This is a genomic window from Arthrobacter sp. AZCC_0090, from assembly GCF_014207375.1.
Lineage (GTDB): Bacteria > Actinomycetota > Actinomycetes > Actinomycetales > Micrococcaceae > Arthrobacter.
The window spans coordinates 20,920-38,519 of the sequence record NZ_JACHEE010000015.1 but is presented as its reverse complement, the minus strand read 5'-3'; the positions used below and the strand labels follow the sequence as shown (position 1 = coordinate 38,519).

The window sequence follows — 17,600 nt, the reverse complement described above, 5'->3', positions numbered from 1 at the left end:
GCTTGACTCAGCCTATTTACTGAGGTTGGCGAGGCGTTCCGGGCGGAGGAGCTCATTGAGCTGCTCCGAGGTCAGCAATCCGTGTTCAAGAACGAGTTCGGCCACACCTTTGCCGCTTGCCAGCGCTTCCTGGGCGATGGCGGTGGCAGAGGCGTATCCAATGTGCGGATTGAGGGCCGTGACGAGTCCGATCGACTGTTCTACTGTGAGGCGCAGCCGTTCGGTGTTCGCGGTGATGCCCCGGATGCAGCGCGACGTGAGTGTGCGGCACGCGGCTTCCAGGTGGGAGATGCTCTTGTGGAGGCTGTGGACGATAATCGGCTCGAAGGCGTTCAGCTGGAGCTGGCCCGCTTCGGCCGCCATGGTGACGGTGACGTCATTGCCGATGACTTCATAGGCCACCTGGCTGACCACTTCCGGGATCACCGGGTTGATCTTGCCTGGCATGATGGACGAGCCCGACTGCACAGCCGGGAGGTTGATCTCGCCCAGTCCCGCACGCGGTCCGGAGGACAGCAAGCGGAGATCGTTGCAAATCTTGGAAAGCTTGACGGCGACTCGCTTGAGCACGCCCGAGAGGTGCACGAATGCGCCCACGTCCTGGGTGGCCTCGATGAGGTCGACAGACGTGACCAAGGGCAGGCCCGTGATCTCGGCCAGGTGCCGGCAAGCCGCCTCGGCGTAGTCAGCGGGGGCGTTAAGTCCCGTGCCGATGGCGGTGGCGCCAAGGTTGATCTCGTGGATCAGCAGCTGGGATTCGGCCAGCCGTGCCCGGTCCTCGCCGACAGTCACGGCGTATCCGCCGAATTCCTGGCCGAGGGTCATGGGGACGGCGTCCTGCAGCTGGGTGCGACCCATCTTGACCACCGTGCGGAATTCCTGGCCCTTCTCCGCGAAGGCGACCTGGAGTTCCTGCAGTGCCGCAAGAAGGCCTTGGACCGAGAAAATGGTGGCCAGGTTGACGGCCGTTGGGTAGACGTCGTTGGTGGACTGGCTCAAGTTGACGTGGTCGTTCGGGTGCAGCCTGGCGTAGTCGCCCTTGGGGTGCCCGAGGATTTCGAGGGCGCGATTGGCGATGACCTCGTTCGCGTTCATGTTGGAGCTAGTGCCGGCGCCGCCTTGGATGACATCCACCATGAACTGCTCGTGGAACTTGCCGTCCAGGATGTCCTGGCAAGCCTGCTCGATGGCGTTTGCCCGCTCATCGTCCAGGAGGCCAAGCTCGCGGTTGGTGCGCGCTGCGGCCAGTTTCACTGCAGCGAGGCCCTTGACGAGGTTAGCGTTGGCAGCCAACGGCTGGCCTGTGATGGGGAAGTTCTCGATGGCACGCAGCGTGTGCACTCCCCAGTATGCATCGGCTGGGACGTCGCGATCGCCGAGGAGATCGTGTTCCGAGCGGAACGGGCGTGCGTGATTGACGGTTGTCATTGCTGTCCTTTGGTCTGCTGGCTTCTTTGGCTGCGTCAGTTGGATGCGAGGAAGTTCGTTGCACGCAGGACGCCCACCGGGTGGCCGCCGCCCAACACGGGTGGGCTTGCAAGCGCGGCGAGCTGGCCGCCGTCGAGCCCTAAGGCTTCGAGGACGCCCACCGTGACGGGCATGCGGGCGCGGTCGCCGCCGTCGGAGATCTTGATGGCGACGCCGGTGCCGTTCCGCAGGCCGATCAGCTGGAGGCCTTCGAAACCGTCCTTGGCGAGCAGACCGGGAAGCGCGCGCATGATCGCCGTGACGTCACGACCCTCGCCGGCCACCATCTCGGGGTAGGCGCGCATGGCGTGGGCTACTTGGCCCTCCGCTGTTTTGTTGTCCGCTGCCGCCAAGCGGCCGTACGCCCGGGCCATGCCGTGCAGGCTGTGGGCGAAGAGCGGGGTGCCGCAACCGTCCGTGCTGACGGCAGCTGCGTCTTCGCCCGTGAGCTCGGTGATGGTGTCCCTCACGAGCATCTGTAGGGGATGCTCCGGGCGAAGGTAGCCCTGGACGGGCCAGCCGTTGATCACGCATGTCGCGGCCATTGAGGCATGCTTACCGGAACAGTTCTGCGCGAGCTGCGTGGGCTTGCCACCGGCGCGGAGCCATTCTTCGCGCTCGGCCGTGCCGTAAGGGAGGTCAGTGCTGTTTTCCAACACGCTCTCGTCCAGGCCGTGCATTTCGAGGATGCGGGCGGTGCCTTCGAGGTGCATCGCGGCCCCGGAGTGGCTTGCCGCGGTGAGGGCGAGGAGGTTCTCCGGAAGCTTGAGTCCCGCGCGGACCATGGCGACCGCCTGCAGGGGTTTGAGGGAGGACCGCGGGTAGAACGCGGCGTCGGGCTCGCCCGCTTCGAGGAGTGTTTCGCCGTTGGGCCCGACGGCGATGAGGGAGCCGTAGTGGATGCTCTCTACCAAGCCGTCGCGGGTCTGTTCAGCGAGGGGGACGTGGCGCGGGGTTGTTCGCATAGAGGGGTTCGACTCGGTGTTTTCCGGCACGGCGCTTTCTGGCACAGAGCTTTCTGGCACAGAGGTGTGCGTAGCATGCGGGGTGGGCATGGCTTCCTTCAGTTGGTGGATCATTTGCTGAGGATGGTGTCCAACGCAACGCTGACGGCGCTGAGATGGTCGGCCATGGCGTCTTCGGCGGCTAGGGCGTCGCCGGATTCTATGGCTTCGACAATACGGAGGTGCTCGTCGTCTGAAACATGCTGGCGGTCGGCCACCATGTTCAGGGTCTCGGATTGGTGGGCCAGCGCCTCGCGGATGTCCGCGACGACGCTTTCGAAGACCTTGTTGCCGCTGGCGCGTGCGATGGCGGAATGGAAACTGGCGTCGAGGCTGACCCAGGTCTCAGGGTCGGTCTCGGAGAGCATTGACGCCACGATTTCCTTGAGGTGTTCAAGATCTTCCTGGCTGCGGCGTTTCGCAGCCAAGCCCGCCGCGGGGACTTCGATGTGTGGGCGGGCCTCGTTCAGGTCCCGCGCTGAATACTGGCCAAGCGTGAGGTCATTTGCCACCCGGTCTGCGACGACGAACGTGCCTTTGCCGGTCTTCGTTACGGTCAGTCCGAGCGCATTGCAGGAACGGAGGGCTTCACGGATGACCGAGCGGCTTACCCCGTACTGCGCTGCCAAGGTGGCCTCGGAGCTCAGCTTGGCTCCTACGTCCACGGTTCCGTCTTCGATGTCCTGGCGGATGGCACTGAATACGGCTTCCGCAGCACTGAATCGGGCGAGGGGCCGGGGGCTTGAGGGCCTGGGCGCTTGGGCCGGCCGGGGGACGGCGCCGCTTGTGGCGGTGCGCTGGCCAGCCGCAGCTTTCTGGCTGACGGCTGGCTGTCCAGTGGCGGCCTGTCCGGCTGTCCGGCTGTCTGACAGGTTCACTCTATGAATATGGCACGGGTCACAGGGTGGTGTCAAGATTCGCTGGCTTGCGGACTGAGCCCCCGGCTTAAATACTGAACGCCTCAGATTTAATTGTCTGATGCTCTAATGATGTCGAGTGGTTTGATTTCTAGGGGTAAAACCGGGCATAGTCTTAATTGTTATGACTACCCTGGCGAAAATCCTGACGCAATGAAGCCCATCGAGTTTCCCGATTTCCTGTTCAGTTCTCCGCTGGCCAAGGCCATCATTGAGCTTGAACGGCTACGTAGTGACATGGGCGACGGAACGACTCATCCTGCGGTCTTTTCGCAGTTGAGAGACCTCTTCCAGCTGATGTCGAACATCATGAGCGCGCGCATCGAGGGGAACCGCACATCGATTGTCGACGCCGTGGCGGGTGTGGAACGAGCCGATCGCCATGGCGACCTGCAGCAAAATGATGGTGTCCGGGAGATCGTCCAGCTGCAAGAGGCAACGGCCTTCGTGGATGCAACGGTGAGCCCGGGGACCACGCTGACACACGGACTGGTTCGGGAAATCCACCGAATATCGGTTGCAGGGCTGGAGCGAGAGGGCGATCGCACGCCTGGCGCGTACCGGCTGAGTGATGTCACCATCAGCGGATCTACCCATCGCCCGCCCGCTCCGGGTGACGTCCACAGCGACATGACGTCACTCCTGGATTTCATCAACGCAGATGTCGAGCAGAACTTCGAACTGCTGAAGATTGCGTTGGCCCACCACCGCTTCGTGTGGATTCATCCATTTGGCAACGGGAACGGGCGCGTTGGAAGACTCCTCACGTATGCCGCGATGAGACGACACGGATTCTCCGATGCAGCCGGCTACCGTGGGCTGAACCCTACCGCTGTGTTTGGCCAGAACAGAAGTCTCTACTACGAACGTCTCGAGGATGCTGATTCGCTAGAGCCTGCGGCGCTCGTCCGGTGGTCTACCTACGTTCTAGAGGGACTCCTGGCTGACATGAGGAAACTTTCGAAGCTGGGGACCCAAGGTTTCGTCACGGAAGAGCTCCTACTGCCCGCGTTGCGAAGAGGACTGCAGTCGGCGCGGTTTACGGCGAATGAAGCAATGGCCCTGTTCATCGTCGCGGAGAAGGGGGAGGCCAGGGCCGCTGACCTTGAATCCGCTTTCCCGGGTTCGGCTGCAACACGTAGCCAGAACATCCGGAAGCTCCTTGATCGAGGCGTCATCGAGCCGATTGGCGACGGTAGGAGGATTTACCGCCTCCGCCTGGCGCCGAGTGAGTTGACACCGTTGCTGACATGGCGCCTCGATCAGATGGGATTCCTGCCTCAGATACTGAGAGACACCCAATAGGCCAGCCGCTCGAACCGCATTCCCGAGGCGAGCGAACTGCTGCCGGAGCATAATTGCATCCATGGCCAACCGTCCGCGCGGGCAATGGGATTCAACGACGCAGAAAGTACCGCCCATCACGGTGGAGGTGCCGGTCCTCGGCGTTGGGGCCGGGCCTTCGGACTATGAAGAGTTAGCGCGCTACGTGTATGCGCTACGTAGGCAGCGGGGACTGCATATGACACTGTTGCACCTGGGCGTCCTGGATGACTTTTGCCGGGACGTGGCTGATTGGACCAAAGGCAACACCAGTCCTGAGTCGGCCATGCGCAAGACAATTTCCTGGGTAGAGGGGTTGCCTGTGCTGGAAGCTTTTTCCGGAAGCGCCGAAAGGCTGATCGTACTAGGCGCCGGTGGGGTGTGCGGACTGGGAATAGACGTACCCGCTTCGGTGCATGACTATCAGGTTTCCCTCGTGGAAGCCCTTCACGAACTTTTGGACGAACTTCTTGTCGACAACATTGACGACTTCATTCTCAGCTCTCCAGCACTTGGATACCGTTCGCCTCGATGGGTACCCCATGTGGCCGTGGGCAGGCCAATGTACAGGGGCCGCGGACCGTGGGAGATTGGCCAGGTGGGAGTTGATTTCGGCGAATCGCGGATCAGGAACCGCCAGCATTTCCCTCAAATGCCGTAGCGGTACCTGCAAGCAAGCCGGTAGACGTCCTGGACCACCAGGACGTCTACCGGCTTGCTCACATCCGTGGACCCGAAGGGCTGATGCCTCCGGGTCTTTATTGTTGGTTGAGGGCGGCGCCTGTGGCGGGGTCGCTGTAGCTGGGTTTGCCGTTTTCGTGGTGGCCGGCGAACCGCCGAAGGTATTGAGGGGCGTCTTCGTCGGCAACGCTCACGTCGTACCAGCCGTGGCTGGACGCCAGTTCGATTTCCCTGGCAACGGTCTTCCTGGGCGGGACCGTCACTTTGAGCGCTTTGCCTTGGTCGTAGGCATTGGAGATGCGGACTTTTCGGGGGCGCGTTCCGGAATTGCTGAGCACGAGCTGCACGCTGGTGCCGGCGACGTCCTCTTGTACCTTGGCTTGGAGCTCGTCAGCGTCCGTGAGACTGCCCTTGAACTCAGCAAGGTAGCCGTTGGCGCCCCACACTCCCAGGTCGTATGAAGTGTCGCTGGACCAGGAATCGCGGACGGTGTCTTTCGCGGCAACCTGGTATCGGCGCGGCGCGTCCTGCGGGGCTCGTCCGTTGCGGACCAGGAAGTGGGCGCCGGCCTCTCCCTGATTTGCGAATTCCAGGGTGAGTTCGGAGCTGCCGGAGCGTACGAACTCGACGCCGAATCGATACGGAAGGGGGCGCGCCGGACGGACTCCAGGTGCTTGCTGCGGCATTGACTGCGGATTCTGGACTGAGAAGGGCTGGCCCTGCCCCTGGATGGGGGCGGGTGGTGTCATTGCGGTGAAGTCGGACTGCGCTCTGGAGAAGTCAAACGCCGATGTGAGGTCCCCACAGACGGAACGGCGCCAGTCGCTGATGTTCGGCTCCGGCACGCGGAATCGCTTTTCCAGGAATCGGATGACCGAGGTGTGGTCGAATACTTCCGAGCAGACCCATCCGCCCTTGCTCCAGGGTGAGATGACAACAAGTGGAACCCTGGGACCGAGGCCAATGGGTTGTTTTCCGTGAGGGTCGGCGCCGGGCACCAAAGGGTGTGCTTCGCCGGGGTGCAGATCCAGATCGAGGAATTCATCCGCGAGGCTCGCCGACAGGGTCGCCGATACTAGGCCGTCGGTGCCGGGGCGGTTCTTCAGCGGCGGCATGGGAGGTACCACGTGGTCGAAGAAGCCATCGTTCTCGTCATAGTTCAGGATCAGCGCCGTCTTTGCCCAGACTTTGGGATCCGCGGTGAGAGCGTCAAGGACCGTGTCGATGTAGTACGCGCCGTCCGTCGGCGAAGCCGAGGGATGCTCGCTGTACTTGTAGGGCGAAACGATCCACGACACAGAGGGCAGTGCACCGGTGAGCACGTGCTGTTTCAGCTCGGCAAGGGTGTGGGTTGACGCGCCGTTGTCTACGAGCGGCCCGCTGGCCCCCTGTGCCCTTTGGAAGTTGGCGAAGAATTCAAGGGAGTTGTCGGTGTAGTTGTCCGTTGGTTGGCCCGGAACACCTGTTCCTCCCTGGTAGACACGCCAGCTGATGCCGTTCTGCTGAAGCCGCTCCGCGTAGGTGGTCCAGGTATAGCCGTTGGTGACGTTGCGTTCCTCGATGCCGGGTCCATTCTTGGCCGAGCCGAGCCGGTTTTGCGGGTCGATTGTGCCCGTCCACAGTGCAATCCTGTTCGGTGCGGTATCGGCGTGGACGGAGGCAAAATACGCGTCGCAGATGGTGAATGAGTCTGCAAGGGCTCGATGGAAGCTGTTTTCCTTCTCGGACAGATAAGCCATCGTCAGTACGTCTTGCTTTTGGTTTACCCACTGGTCCCAGCGGCCCTCGTTCCACGCCAAGTGGCCGCTGCTCCAGCCATGGTCGGTGCCGGCGATGTTCTCTGATGTCCGGGCTGAATCGAGGTAGAACGGCAGGACGTATTTTGCGTCTGCGGGCAATCCGCGGGCATGGTAGCGAGCAGTCTGAACGGTAGCAGGGGGTTGATGCCAAACGTCGTTTCCGTTGGGAAGGAGCCACGGACGCGGATCACCGAAGCCACGGACTCCCCGCATGGTGCCGAAATAGTGATCGAAGGACCGGTTCTCTTGCATCAGGATGACCACATGTTCGACGTCGTCGATCGTGCCGCTTCGCACTGCCGGTTCCGCCGCCAGCGCCTTCCCGATCGATGCTGGCAACGCCATTGAGGCGGCAGCAGCCGCAACGCCCCCGAGCAATTGCCTCCGGTTCACCGTAACCATGTTTGTAACCTCTTCTTTAGCCGTCGATGTTTCCCCTCTGCATCCTCCCAGCAGCCGTCAGGCAGTCAGTGAACCGGCACTTGACCCAAAATGAACAAAACGCAAAGACATGTGACGCAAAGCGAACGCGCGGAGAAAATCTTTAGCGAAAGTCAGTACGCCGCATCTGTCGGCGCCCACGGTGGATTCCTATGGGTGGCTTCTGAGTCGGATGGTCCGTGCCTGATGGATGGCGGCCAGTGCAACGGCGCTGGCTGTGAGCCTGAGGGTGTGGATCCTGTACCACCGCTTCAACAGGGGTTTGCGGCGCGTCTCGTCGAGCGGCTGTGGGCTGAAGAACAACTCAGGGTTGATGGACCGTAGAAGGTATGCGGTAGCAGCAGCACCAGTCGTCGAGCTGGCGGCAGCCACTATCAACCAACCCCTGCTGCTGGAATGATTCCAACCAGTCACGAGGGCAGCGATGGCGGCAGGGGCGCTGATCGGGGCGATCGGCGCGTAGTAGCGGCCGGGGCTACCCGCTCCAAACGGAGACCGGGGGAGTTCACGGCTCGCTTCCGAGGCCGCCACCCGGTGCGGAATTTTGACGATGGCTTCATAAAGATTGCCGAAGAACCAGTGCGCGTGGCTGAACTCCGCGACACCCAAGAGCCGATCAGCGATCACATCTCGACGGCCTGAGGAAGTCTGTCCCATGCCCACAATCTACCGCCGTGGCCCGTCACTTACGCAAGCTTCGAACCACGTCGTACAGGCCGCTCCGGGACGCGGTTCCGGTCTTCTTGAGGGCCCTCGAGATGTGGTTTTCCACGGTCCGGGTGCTGATCCCCAGCCGGCTGGATATTTCGATATTGCTTTGATGGCCGGCCAGAATGGCTATCTCTATCTCCCTTGCTGACAGGGGCTGAGGCCGTTCTGCCCCGGTGTCGAGGACAAGGTCCTCCCCCTTCGGCTGGAAGCGGACTTCGAAGGCGGACACGGTTTGTTGGAACGCCGCGGCGCAATCGGGGTCGCGTTCAAGCGAATAGCGCCTCGCAGTCCCCTTGAGAAGCGTGCCGATCAGGTGAAGGTCGGTGTCGGGTTCGTATTGGTCCAGAAGAATCCTCAGCAACTGATGATCATTGTCGCTGACAGCCGAAGCAATCGCGAGGAACTGATCGTGCATGGCGCCACAATGTTTCTTGAACACCCGACCCGCTCCCTTGAGGATTCTTTGGCCAGGGGAGAGTGCGAGCATGAACAGCGAGGAATATACGGCCTCCGTGATGTATCCGCGATCAATCTGCTGCTCCAGAAGGACGGCGGCCCTTTCATCGAATTCCTCGGGAGAAGAATACTGCGCGGCAACGAGATCGTAGACCGATTTTCCGGTTCCGGGCAGGGGGCCGATATCCGCGACATCCTTGCGTGCCTGGGTTCCGAGCGAGGGGATGGTCTTGGCTGAGGCGGACAACTCGCGAAGGCCGGCGATTCTGAGCATCGCATCATGGAGAAAACTCACCAGGAAGCCGTGCTTGCCCAGGGCGAAGACGCTGGTCATGACGTAGTCGGCTTCAAGGCTCAAACCTCGTTGGAGCAAGGCCAGCACCGATACGTAACTGCTTGCGACGAAGCGGAACTGGTCGAGGCCGCGCCGTGCTGCCGCACGCTGGGCCAGGGAGAAGGAGAGCGCTTCATCGCTCTGTCCGCCGATGAGGAGGGCGAGCCCGCGAACGAAAGGTTCAATACTGGTGACGAGTTCGTAACTGTCTGCTGAATCGAGGGCCATAAGGGCCACCTGGGCATCGAAGCGGTATATCTCCAGCATGCCTTGAATAACCGGCACAACGCCGCTTTCGGGATGGTGGCTTGTCAGCCCGTACAAGGCTTGGTCGAGATTTGCAGGCATGCGGTCGAATGACGCTGCAAGGTAGATCGCAAATGCTTCAGCCTCGGCCTTCCAGTCGGGGTAGGCACTACCCAGATCCTTGAGTATGCCGGTGGCCGCCACGAGCCCATCGCCATAAGAGATCACCCAAAGCGCCTGGGTCATGGCAAAGAAGAAACTGTCGGCGGGATCCGCCCCCGCGAACTGGGTTCCACTGAAGACTTGTTCGATGCGCGAGGGGTCGATTGCTCCGCCCCAGTAGAACTTGAGGAATGCAGCCGCGTTGGACATGGACGGTTCGGACTCCCACAGTCCGAAATGCGCCTCCTCAAGCAAACGGAGCTGTTCCTGGAAATGTCGGGTTGCTGACGTGCCGCCTCCCGCTTCCCTCCGAAGGTCCTTGAGCAGCTCGGCAAGAGGTGGTGACAAGGGATTGCTCGCCGGCTGGAACGGGGTGTCGATTTCCCGGGCTATGCGATCAGTCAGCAACCTGCGCGAAGAAAGCGTATGACGGTCGCGGAAATAGTCCGCGACGATCGGGGGACTGACGTCCACCCAGATCGTGTTGTTGACGTCTTCCGTGACCGCAACCAGCCCGCGCCTTTCGAGACCGTCGAGGATCTCCGGACCAGCCATCGTGTGCAGGGACTCCATGGGACTGGCCCCCAGGACAGATAGGGTGTGCAACGCCGTCAGTTCGTCGGTGTTGAGGCCCTGAAGGAGTGCCTCTATGGTGCTCTGAAGGTACTCGTTCCAAAGCGTGTGGCTAGCGATGCTCCATTGTCCATCGCGAAGTATGAGCAGCTTGCTGAACACCGCGCTTTGGGCAATCCTGACCACGAGCCGCGGGTTCCCGGCTGACTTCATGAGGATGGCGGTGGTCAGATCTACGTCTGGCGGCGATCCCAGAGTCTGCGCCAGGAGTTTGTTGACTTGATCGTAGCGAAGCGGGCTCAGGCGGATTTTCGCCTCTGGCCACCGGGCCGGCGAAAACACGGAAGACTGCGAATAGAGCGGGGAGTCGCCAGCCGTCGTCATCAGCGGCCGCCGCGTCCGCCTTTGAACAATGTCTATGACGGCGAGGGACTCCTTGTCCAGGAGATCGACGTCGTCCACAGCGATTGCTTTGGGGCCTCGCCGCGCGAGTCGCTCTGCCAGGACGTCGGCCACTCCCAGTGGCCCATTCTGGCGGATCCGTGCGTCTAGGCCGAGGCTACCTATTCCGGCCAACGGGGTCTCCCGCAAGAGCCGCGCGCCGGAGAGGCTGAACACCTCGGCTCCGGTCTTTTCAAGATCCGCGACGATCGACTTCAAGACCGTGGAACGTCCGCTTCCCGCGCCGCCGACGATCCGAACACTGATGCCGCGAGCCACGTGGTCCAGTGCGCGGCGGGTTTCCTCTTCGAACACTCCAGGACTCCTAACTCTTAGCGTTGCCATCATTGAATCCCACGCGCCCCCATGGCAACTGCAAAAGGAGTTGTCCACGACACGAAACGCCATCGGTTCGGGCAAGGAGTGGCGTGGCCAGCCGGTTTCGGTGGGAGAAGCACACCGTTAGGGGACTGGGCTCACACAATTAACAACGCTATGGCCGAAATCGGCCACTGAGTGGGGAATAGCCCCAAAATGAGTAGTGAAGTTTCCTTGGACTAGGTGCTGGAGGGCCGATAAGCCCGGAACACTCACTCCCGGCGCGCACCCGCCAGCCGTGTTCTATAGGTGCTGGATCCCCGCCCGCTGCATGGCGTCCCGGTAGATTTCGATGTTCTTGGCCAGGAGTTCCTGCTGCTTCGCCTCGGACAGGGCAAACGCCCGTCCGCCGAGCGCGCTTGCCTTGTAGACCTTGATCCCGTGCTGCCGGAGCGGCGAGTGGTAGGTCTTCTCGTAGAGGGCCAGGAAGGCGGCGGCCTCTGCGCCATGCGCGACGATCGCGGAGACCCTCTTGTTGATCTTGAGGAACTGGCGGAACGGGCGGAGTCCGTCGGTCTTCTCCTGTGCGCTCAATGCCGGCGGCAGGTCGGGGTCGCGGACCCAAGGGTAGGAGTTCCATGGCATGACATAGCGCACGTCCAATTCAGCCGAGTCGTAGATGAGCTGAGCGCGGCGGGCGGCATCGTCGTCGTTGAGGTGCGAAATGAATCCCGAGGCAGTGCCTTTGCCCGGGCTCGTATGGAGTGTGACAATCCGGCACTCGTCTTCGTCATGCACCGGATCGACGTATGGCACGGAAGAACCTGGCCTCTTGGCCATCAGTTCGTCGCACAGCTGCGTCACGGCAGCAATGTTGGGCTCCTGTAGCAAGGCCCTTTTTTCGTCCCAGTCAATGGTCACGTTCTCTCCTTCGGCAGCGCGGCGTCCAGAATCGGCGTCCCTTGCCACTTTACGCCGTCACTTTACGCGTCGCTCACGCTCTGCAGAGCCGAGGGGAGAAAACGCCCGACGCCGGGCCGCACCGCGGGCTTCCCAGCGGCCCTGTCGGAGTCGGGTGCTATTGCCCCTTCAGCTTCTGCATGTCGCGCCGGTCCTTCTTGGTGGGCCGTCCTGAGCCGCGGTCGCGCTGGGGAAGCCCAAGTGCCGGCGCCGCGGGGCGCTCCGGAGTGTGGTCGGTGAAGCAGTGGGAGGCTGCTTCGGCTCCTACCCTTTTGGCAATGAGCCGGCGGACCTCAAGGATGCGCTCGAAGCCGGACTGGCGGACACGGATGGTGTCGCCGATAATCACGGATTGCGAGGCCTTGACCGGGTTCCCGTTGATTCGCACGTGCCCTGCCCGGCAGGCGGTAGTGGCCGCGGAACGCGTCTTGTAGGCGCGGATAGCCCAGAGCCAGGCGTCGATGCGCACGTTGCCGCTTTTAGATGTTTGGGCGGAAGTCGGGAGGCTAGTCATGATTGCGAACGAGTATAGTCGGCGCGCGGCCCGGTCCGTTGCTCCCGAAGCTGATTACCGGCGTCGTAGTTCTGCGTACTCAAGGTGCGGGACGACGGTCCCCGCGTCCCGCTCCAGGAAGTTGGTGCCGGGCGCCACGATGTCGTCAATGGCATCAAGGACGGCTTCGTTGAGGACAACGTCCGCGGCCTTGAGGTAATCGGTCAGGTGGTCCTCCGTGCGTGGGCCGATGACCACGCTGCTGACGGCGGGGTGGCTCAGCGCGAAGCCGACGGCCAGCTGGATGAGGGTGAGTCCATGCCGTTCGGCGACGCGGGCCAAGGCATCCGCAGCCAGGAGTTTGTTCCTGTTGAAAGGTGCGGAGACATCGAAGCGGCCGGGAACTGCTGAGGCGCGGGAGCTTGCGGGCTGCGGGGCTCCCACGCGGTAGTTTCCGGAGAGCCAGCCGCCGTCGAGCGGTCCATAACTGAGCACGCCGAGGTTGTACTGTTGCGTGATCGCGAAGACGTCGCGTTCATTCGCGCGGACCAGCAAGGAATAGGGCACTTGGTCCACTACCGGCGGTACGAGGTGGTTCGTCGTCGCGATCCACTGCGCCTCCACAAGCTGCGACGGCGTGAATACCGAGGTTCCGTAATAGAGGATCTTGCCCTGCCGGATGAGGTCGTTGAGTGCCGTGATGGTTTCCAGGACATCCGTGTTGTAGTCCGGACGGTGAGCTTGGTAGAGATCGATCCTGTCCGTCTTCAAGCGGTTGAGGCTGCCCTCCACGGCTCTCATGATCCAGCGCCTGGAATTCCCCGCGTGCGCGGGATTCGGCCCCATTTGTCCGTGGAACTTAGTGGAAAGGAAAACGTCATCCCGGCGGCCATGGAGTGCCCTGCCGACAATGGCCTCCGCCTCGCCCTGTGAATAGATGTCCGCGGTGTCGATGCTGGTGATACCGGCGTCGAGCGCCGCATGGACGATGCGGATGCTTTCCTCGGCGCCCGTGGGCGCCGAGCCCGTCCCAAGGTTCAGGGTACCTAGGGTAAGGGGGCTGATCAGGGCGCCTGTGCGTCCCAGGGTTCGAAGCTCGCTGAGGCTCATCTCCGGCTTCCTCCGTGAAGAATCAAGGCTGTGCAATGGATTGACACGACGCTACACATCTTGTGGCCGGGGCATGCGAAAAACGTACAAATTCTTCGCTTTTCGTATTGCGGGGTAATGAAAACAGGGCGTGACGAATTGTGAATTGACTTGAATCGACACGCTAATACACAAATATTGCCGATATCGGCGTCCGGTGAATTAGTAGAAAGGCAAGCGCGAAACTACAGAGAAAGGAAACCGCCATGACCCAGGCAACGGTGGATGGAGGCGCTTCGATCAAGCAGGCGTTCGCGCAATTTCCCTCAGGCGTGGCGGCGCTCAGCGCCATGGTCGGCTTCGCACCGGAAGTACTGGTGGCATCCAGCTTCACTGTAGGTGTCTCGCTCGAACCACCCCTGGTCATGTTCGCGGTGCAGAACTCCTCCACCACGTGGCCCAAGCTCCGGAGAGCCCCGCGGATGGGCGTTTCCGTCTTGGCACAGGGCCAGGAGGCCCTGTGCCTGCAGCTTTCCTCTAAGACGCAGGACCGCTTCGCTGGCCTTGCGACGTCCACGAGCGACGCCGGTGCCGTGTTGATCGACGGCGCGGCGCTCGTGCTTGAATGCGAAGTGGTCTCCGAAACACCCGCGGGCGACCACGCGATCGTCGTCCTCCAAGTGAAGTCCGTGGAGATCAACCACGACGCCGAGCCCCTCATCTACCACGGGGCCGGGTTCAGGCAACTGGTCGCCTAGAGCGGGTACGGCCCAACTGACTCGCAGTTGTTGTCGTTCTGCGGCGTCAAAACGACAACAAGTGCGAGTCAGTTGGGTCAGCGGGGCGCTGGGGTATTACGCGTGGGGGCGGGCTCCGGCAGAGGCCGTCACGCGTCCGGAAGAGACAGTTTTTCGGCCGTGGGCGTCGCCCTGGTGCTCGCGGGCCAGCGTGGCAGTCGCGCGGGGCGTCGCCTCTGGAGCCGTGGCTTCCTTGACCTGTTCAGCTTCCCGTGCCGCGGCCCGGGCGTCAGCCTCGGCAACGGCCGCAGCCCACTGGCTGTTCAGGACCGGAGGATCCTGCTTTACGGCGACCACAAAGGGATGTTCCTTGGCCTGGGTCGTGGCTACGGCGGTGGCTGTGGCTGCGATTCCGGCTTTGATCTGGGCGGGCTTGGGCCACGTTCGTGGGTTCACCAGCGACTTCCAAGGGAAGTTCCGGAAAGCAGTCCACCCCGCCGACCACACCAACTTCGTAGTCCCAAGGACTCCAAGACGCGGTTTCTCGGGAACAACCGCACCCGTCCCCAGGGAGTCGGCTTCCGCCGTCGTCGGTTCCTTAGACTCCGCTAAGGCGGGGACGCGCCGAGGACGCGGCGGTAGGTGCACAACCGGGACCGTATCTCGTTTCGGGAAGATTCCCACCATGGCGAGAACGATGATCGAAAGCAACTTCGCGACGCCGGCCAGCACCAAGGTGACAACCATCAGGAAGCCCAAACCAAGGAACATCAGCAAAGCCAGTCCGAGCGTGCCGAAAAAGGTCAGATTGAGGGCCAGTGTTGTTGGATCCTCCACGTAGCCTCCCCGAGCCAGAGTTGTGAGGTGGACGCCGCGACCGTCGGTCCGCGGGCATGTCTCCTAGCCTACGGGCGAAATCTGAATGAATCATCCGCCAGACTCCGCCTCGCCGAGGTTGTATCGAAGCTGTTATCTGCTGTGGCAAAATTTGTTGCCTAGCTCTCACCATCCAGTCCAGAGAGGGCGTCAATGCCACTCGATTCCGCTCGCCTCCGCCACGGCGCCTGCCCTTGCCTGTCCGGGGAGCAGTACACCGAGTGTTGCGGACGTTTCCACCGCGGGGACGCCGACGCACCGACGGCTGAGCAGCTCATGCGTTCGCGTTACTCGGCCTTCGTTGTCCTTGATAGGGACTACCTCCTGCGCACCTGGCACCCGGAAACCCGCCCGCTGGCGCTGGACTTGGACCCGGACATTGAATGGCGCCGGCTGGACATCCTTGCAACGCGCCGGGGCGGTCCCTTGGACGCTGAAGGGACAGTCGAGTTCGCGGCACACTACCGTTCCGACGGCGAACGCGGGGTGCAGCGTGAAAACAGCCGCTTCGTACGGATTGACCGCCGGTGGTACTACCTCGATGGCGACGTCGGCTAACTCTTGCGCGCTGCCCTGATCAGCCGCGGGCCTCAGCGGTACTTCCGGTGCAGGCTCTCCTTCAGCGAGGCACCGGGGGAGGCATCAGCGATCCACGGACCCGTACCTTCGGATTGGTCCAGGATTCCGGCCTCAAGCCAGGCGTAGTCGCCAGCGAGAACGTTCGCGGACAGCTCGTGATCGACGTCGTCGGTGTTCCGCCACAATTGCTCGAAGTAACCGTCCACCCGCATCCGGGCCTGCTCACAATAAGCCTCGGCAAGCTCATACGCAGCCGCTCCCTGTTCCGGTGCCGTCTGCAACAGCATTTCGGCCCGCGAGCAGCACGCCGCCATGGCAAACAACTCCGCCCCGATATCCACAATCCTGCCCAGGAAGGCCTGTTTGTACTCGAGCTTCGCCTGCCAGCGGCCCATCCCGTAGAACGTCTGCCGGGCGAGCCTGCGGGAGGACCGCTCCACGTACCGCAATTGCTTGGCCAAACGCCCAAACTCACCGTAGGAGCGTGGATCCATGCCGGCTCCGGCCACGAGCTTAGGGAGCCACTTGGCGTAGAAACCTGAGGCGCCGACGGCGGCACGCGCCTTCTCCTGCAGGGTCGCGTCCGCGGAGGCGAGCTCGCCCGCTGCCGAAAGGTGGGCGTCGACGGCTTCCCGGGCGATGAGCAGGCGCATGATCTCGGACGAGCCTTCGAAGATCCGGTTGATGCGCATGTCCCTCAGCAGTTGTTCCGCCGCGACCGCGCGTTCCCCGCGGGCCTCCAGCGAATCCGCCGTCTCGAAGCCACGACCACCGCGGATCTGGACCAGTTCGTCAGCCACGGTGTAGCTCAACTCAGTGGACCAAAGCTTTGCCAAGGCGGCCTCGATCCGCACGTCCTTCTGCCCGGCGTCGGCCATCTCGGCGGAGAGCTCAAAGACGGCTTCAAGGGCAAAGGTGGTGGCGGCGATGAAGGCGATCTTCTTGCCGACGGCTTCATGTTTTCCCACCGGGCGTCCCCATTGGGTGCGGGCGTTGGACCACTCGCGGGCGATCTTCAACGACCACTTGCCCGCGGCCACGCATAGCCCGGGGATGGAGAGGCGGCCCGTGTTGAGCGTCGTGAGCGCGATCTTGAGTCCTTGGCCTTCGTGGCCCAGCCGGTTGGCTGCCGGTACGCGGACTTGGTGGAAGCGGGTCACCCCGTTTTCGATGCCGCGCAGGCCCATGAAGGAATTCCGGTTCTCGACCGTGATCCCGGGGGAGTCCATTTCCACCACGAACGCTGTGATGCCGCCTTTTTCTACCGTTCCGTCCGGGTTGGTGCGCGCAGGCACCACCGCCATGACCACTACCAGTTCGGCGATGACGCCGTTGGTGGTCCAAAGTTTCACGCCGTCCAAAAGGTAGGACTCGCCGTCGTCACTTGGCACTGCGGTGCAGCCCATCCGGGCGGGGTCGCTGCCGACGTCGGGCTCTGTCAGGAGGAAAGCCGTGATGGCGCCGGCCGCGCAACGCGGCAGGTACTCCTGCTTTTGTTCGGGTGTGCCGAAGACCTTGACCGGCTCCGGGACACCGATGGATTGGTGGGCCGAAAGCAGCGCGCCGAGGCTCGGATGGACTGATCCCAAGAGCGCCAAGGCCCTGCCGTAGTAGACCAGCGACAGGCCCAAGCCGCCGTATTCGCGCGGAATCTTCATGCCGAAAACGCCGAGTTTGGTGAGGCCGGCGAGGTATTCGTCCGGGATCTTCGCCTCGCGCTCGATCACGCGGCCGGACATGGTGCTGCAGAATTCCGCCAACTTGGCCATGAATTCTTCGCCGCGCTCGACGTCTTCGGCCCTTGCCTGCGGCCATGGGTGGATGAGTCCAAGATCGAAATCCCCCAGGTACAGCCCCTTTGCAAAACTTGGGCGGTTCCATTCGGTTTCGCGGGCGGCCTCGGCGACGGCACGGGCTTCTGCCGCGGTGACGCCAGTGCTCTTGTTATCAGTGGCGGAGGTCATGGGGAGACTCCTCTTGCCGGTTGTGCCGG

Annotated in this window: 15 protein-coding genes; 4 read left to right on the top strand and 11 right to left on the bottom strand. The window is 62.5% G+C overall.

Going from position 1 to position 17,600, the window contains the following annotated elements; genetic code table 11:
* Window positions 1–12 precede the first annotated feature (12 nt).
* The 3 genes from aspA to HNP00_RS19980 form a co-directional block, all read right to left on the bottom strand.
* A complete protein-coding gene (gene aspA / locus HNP00_RS19990; protein WP_184741468.1) occupies window positions 13–1,428 on the bottom strand; it encodes an aspartate ammonia-lyase in 1,416 nt (471 codons plus the stop codon).
* A 35-nt stretch (window positions 1,429–1,463) separates the two neighbouring features.
* Window positions 1,464–2,432 carry an asparaginase gene (locus HNP00_RS19985; protein ID WP_260405081.1) on the bottom strand — a complete coding sequence of 323 codons (969 nt, stop codon included), beginning with the start codon at window positions 2,430–2,432 and terminating at the stop codon, window positions 1,464–1,466.
* A gap of 110 nt (window positions 2,433–2,542) precedes the next feature.
* Window positions 2,543–3,349 carry a FadR/GntR family transcriptional regulator gene (locus HNP00_RS19980; protein WP_311770626.1) on the bottom strand — a complete coding sequence of 269 codons (807 nt, stop codon included), beginning with the start codon at window positions 3,347–3,349 and terminating at the stop codon, window positions 2,543–2,545.
* 192 nt (window positions 3,350–3,541) lie between these two features.
* On the opposite strand from HNP00_RS19980, the gene HNP00_RS19975 reads away from it, so the two are divergent.
* Together HNP00_RS19975 and HNP00_RS19970 are read left to right on the top strand one after the other, a co-directional pair.
* Entirely contained in the window at window positions 3,542–4,693 is a 1,152-nt protein-coding gene (locus HNP00_RS19975) for a Fic family protein (RefSeq protein WP_184741466.1), read from the top strand.
* A 61-nt stretch (window positions 4,694–4,754) separates the two neighbouring features.
* On the top strand, window positions 4,755–5,372 hold the full coding sequence (locus HNP00_RS19970; protein WP_184741465.1) for a hypothetical protein: 618 nt from the start codon (window positions 4,755–4,757) through the stop codon (window positions 5,370–5,372).
* A 97-nt stretch (window positions 5,373–5,469) separates the two neighbouring features.
* Here the strand turns inward: HNP00_RS19970 and HNP00_RS19965 are convergent, their stop codons facing one another.
* From HNP00_RS19965 to HNP00_RS19940, 6 genes are all read right to left on the bottom strand, one after another.
* Window positions 5,470–7,593, bottom strand: coding sequence for a phosphocholine-specific phospholipase C (locus HNP00_RS19965; RefSeq protein ID WP_184741464.1), 2,124 nt, complete (start codon window positions 7,591–7,593; stop codon window positions 5,470–5,472).
* A gap of 189 nt (window positions 7,594–7,782) precedes the next feature.
* Window positions 7,783–8,289, bottom strand: coding sequence for a DUF1772 domain-containing protein (locus HNP00_RS19960; RefSeq protein WP_184741463.1), 507 nt, complete (start codon window positions 8,287–8,289; stop codon window positions 7,783–7,785).
* Window positions 8,290–8,314: 25 nt separating this feature from the next.
* Window positions 8,315–10,870, bottom strand: a complete 2,556-nt coding sequence (locus HNP00_RS23695) for a LuxR C-terminal-related transcriptional regulator (RefSeq protein WP_184741462.1) — start codon at window positions 10,868–10,870, stop codon at window positions 8,315–8,317.
* Window positions 10,871–11,176: 306 nt separating this feature from the next.
* The gene (locus HNP00_RS19950) at window positions 11,177–11,794 is read right to left on the bottom strand and encodes a uracil-DNA glycosylase (protein ID WP_184741461.1); all 618 of its coding nucleotides are present in this window, start codon (window positions 11,792–11,794) and stop codon (window positions 11,177–11,179) included.
* A gap of 157 nt (window positions 11,795–11,951) precedes the next feature.
* Window positions 11,952–12,347, bottom strand: a complete 396-nt coding sequence (locus HNP00_RS19945) for an RNA-binding S4 domain-containing protein (protein ID WP_184741460.1) — start codon at window positions 12,345–12,347, stop codon at window positions 11,952–11,954.
* 54 nt (window positions 12,348–12,401) lie between these two features.
* Window positions 12,402–13,436, bottom strand: a complete 1,035-nt coding sequence (locus HNP00_RS19940; RefSeq protein ID WP_184741459.1) for an aldo/keto reductase — start codon at window positions 13,434–13,436, stop codon at window positions 12,402–12,404.
* 245 nt (window positions 13,437–13,681) lie between these two features.
* Here HNP00_RS19940 and HNP00_RS19935 point away from each other — a divergent pair, with 245 nt between their 5' ends.
* Window positions 13,682–14,173 (top strand): flavin reductase family protein, encoded by a 492-nt coding sequence (locus tag HNP00_RS19935; protein WP_184741458.1) that lies wholly within the window; start codon window positions 13,682–13,684, stop codon window positions 14,171–14,173.
* Between the two features lie 96 nt (window positions 14,174–14,269).
* On the opposite strand, the gene HNP00_RS19930 is transcribed toward HNP00_RS19935, so the two are convergent.
* Entirely contained in the window at window positions 14,270–14,989 is a 720-nt protein-coding gene (locus HNP00_RS19930) for a hypothetical protein (RefSeq protein ID WP_184741457.1), read from the bottom strand.
* Between the two features lie 192 nt (window positions 14,990–15,181).
* Here HNP00_RS19930 and HNP00_RS19925 point away from each other — a divergent pair, with 192 nt between their 5' ends.
* Complete coding sequence (locus HNP00_RS19925) at window positions 15,182–15,586, top strand: YchJ family protein (protein WP_184741456.1); 405 nt, start codon at window positions 15,182–15,184, stop codon at window positions 15,584–15,586.
* Window positions 15,587–15,618: 32 nt separating this feature from the next.
* On the opposite strand, the gene HNP00_RS19920 is transcribed toward HNP00_RS19925, so the two are convergent.
* Window positions 15,619–17,571, bottom strand: a complete 1,953-nt coding sequence (locus HNP00_RS19920) for an acyl-CoA dehydrogenase family protein (RefSeq protein ID WP_184741455.1) — start codon at window positions 17,569–17,571, stop codon at window positions 15,619–15,621.
* Window positions 17,572–17,600: the final 29 nt, after the last annotated feature.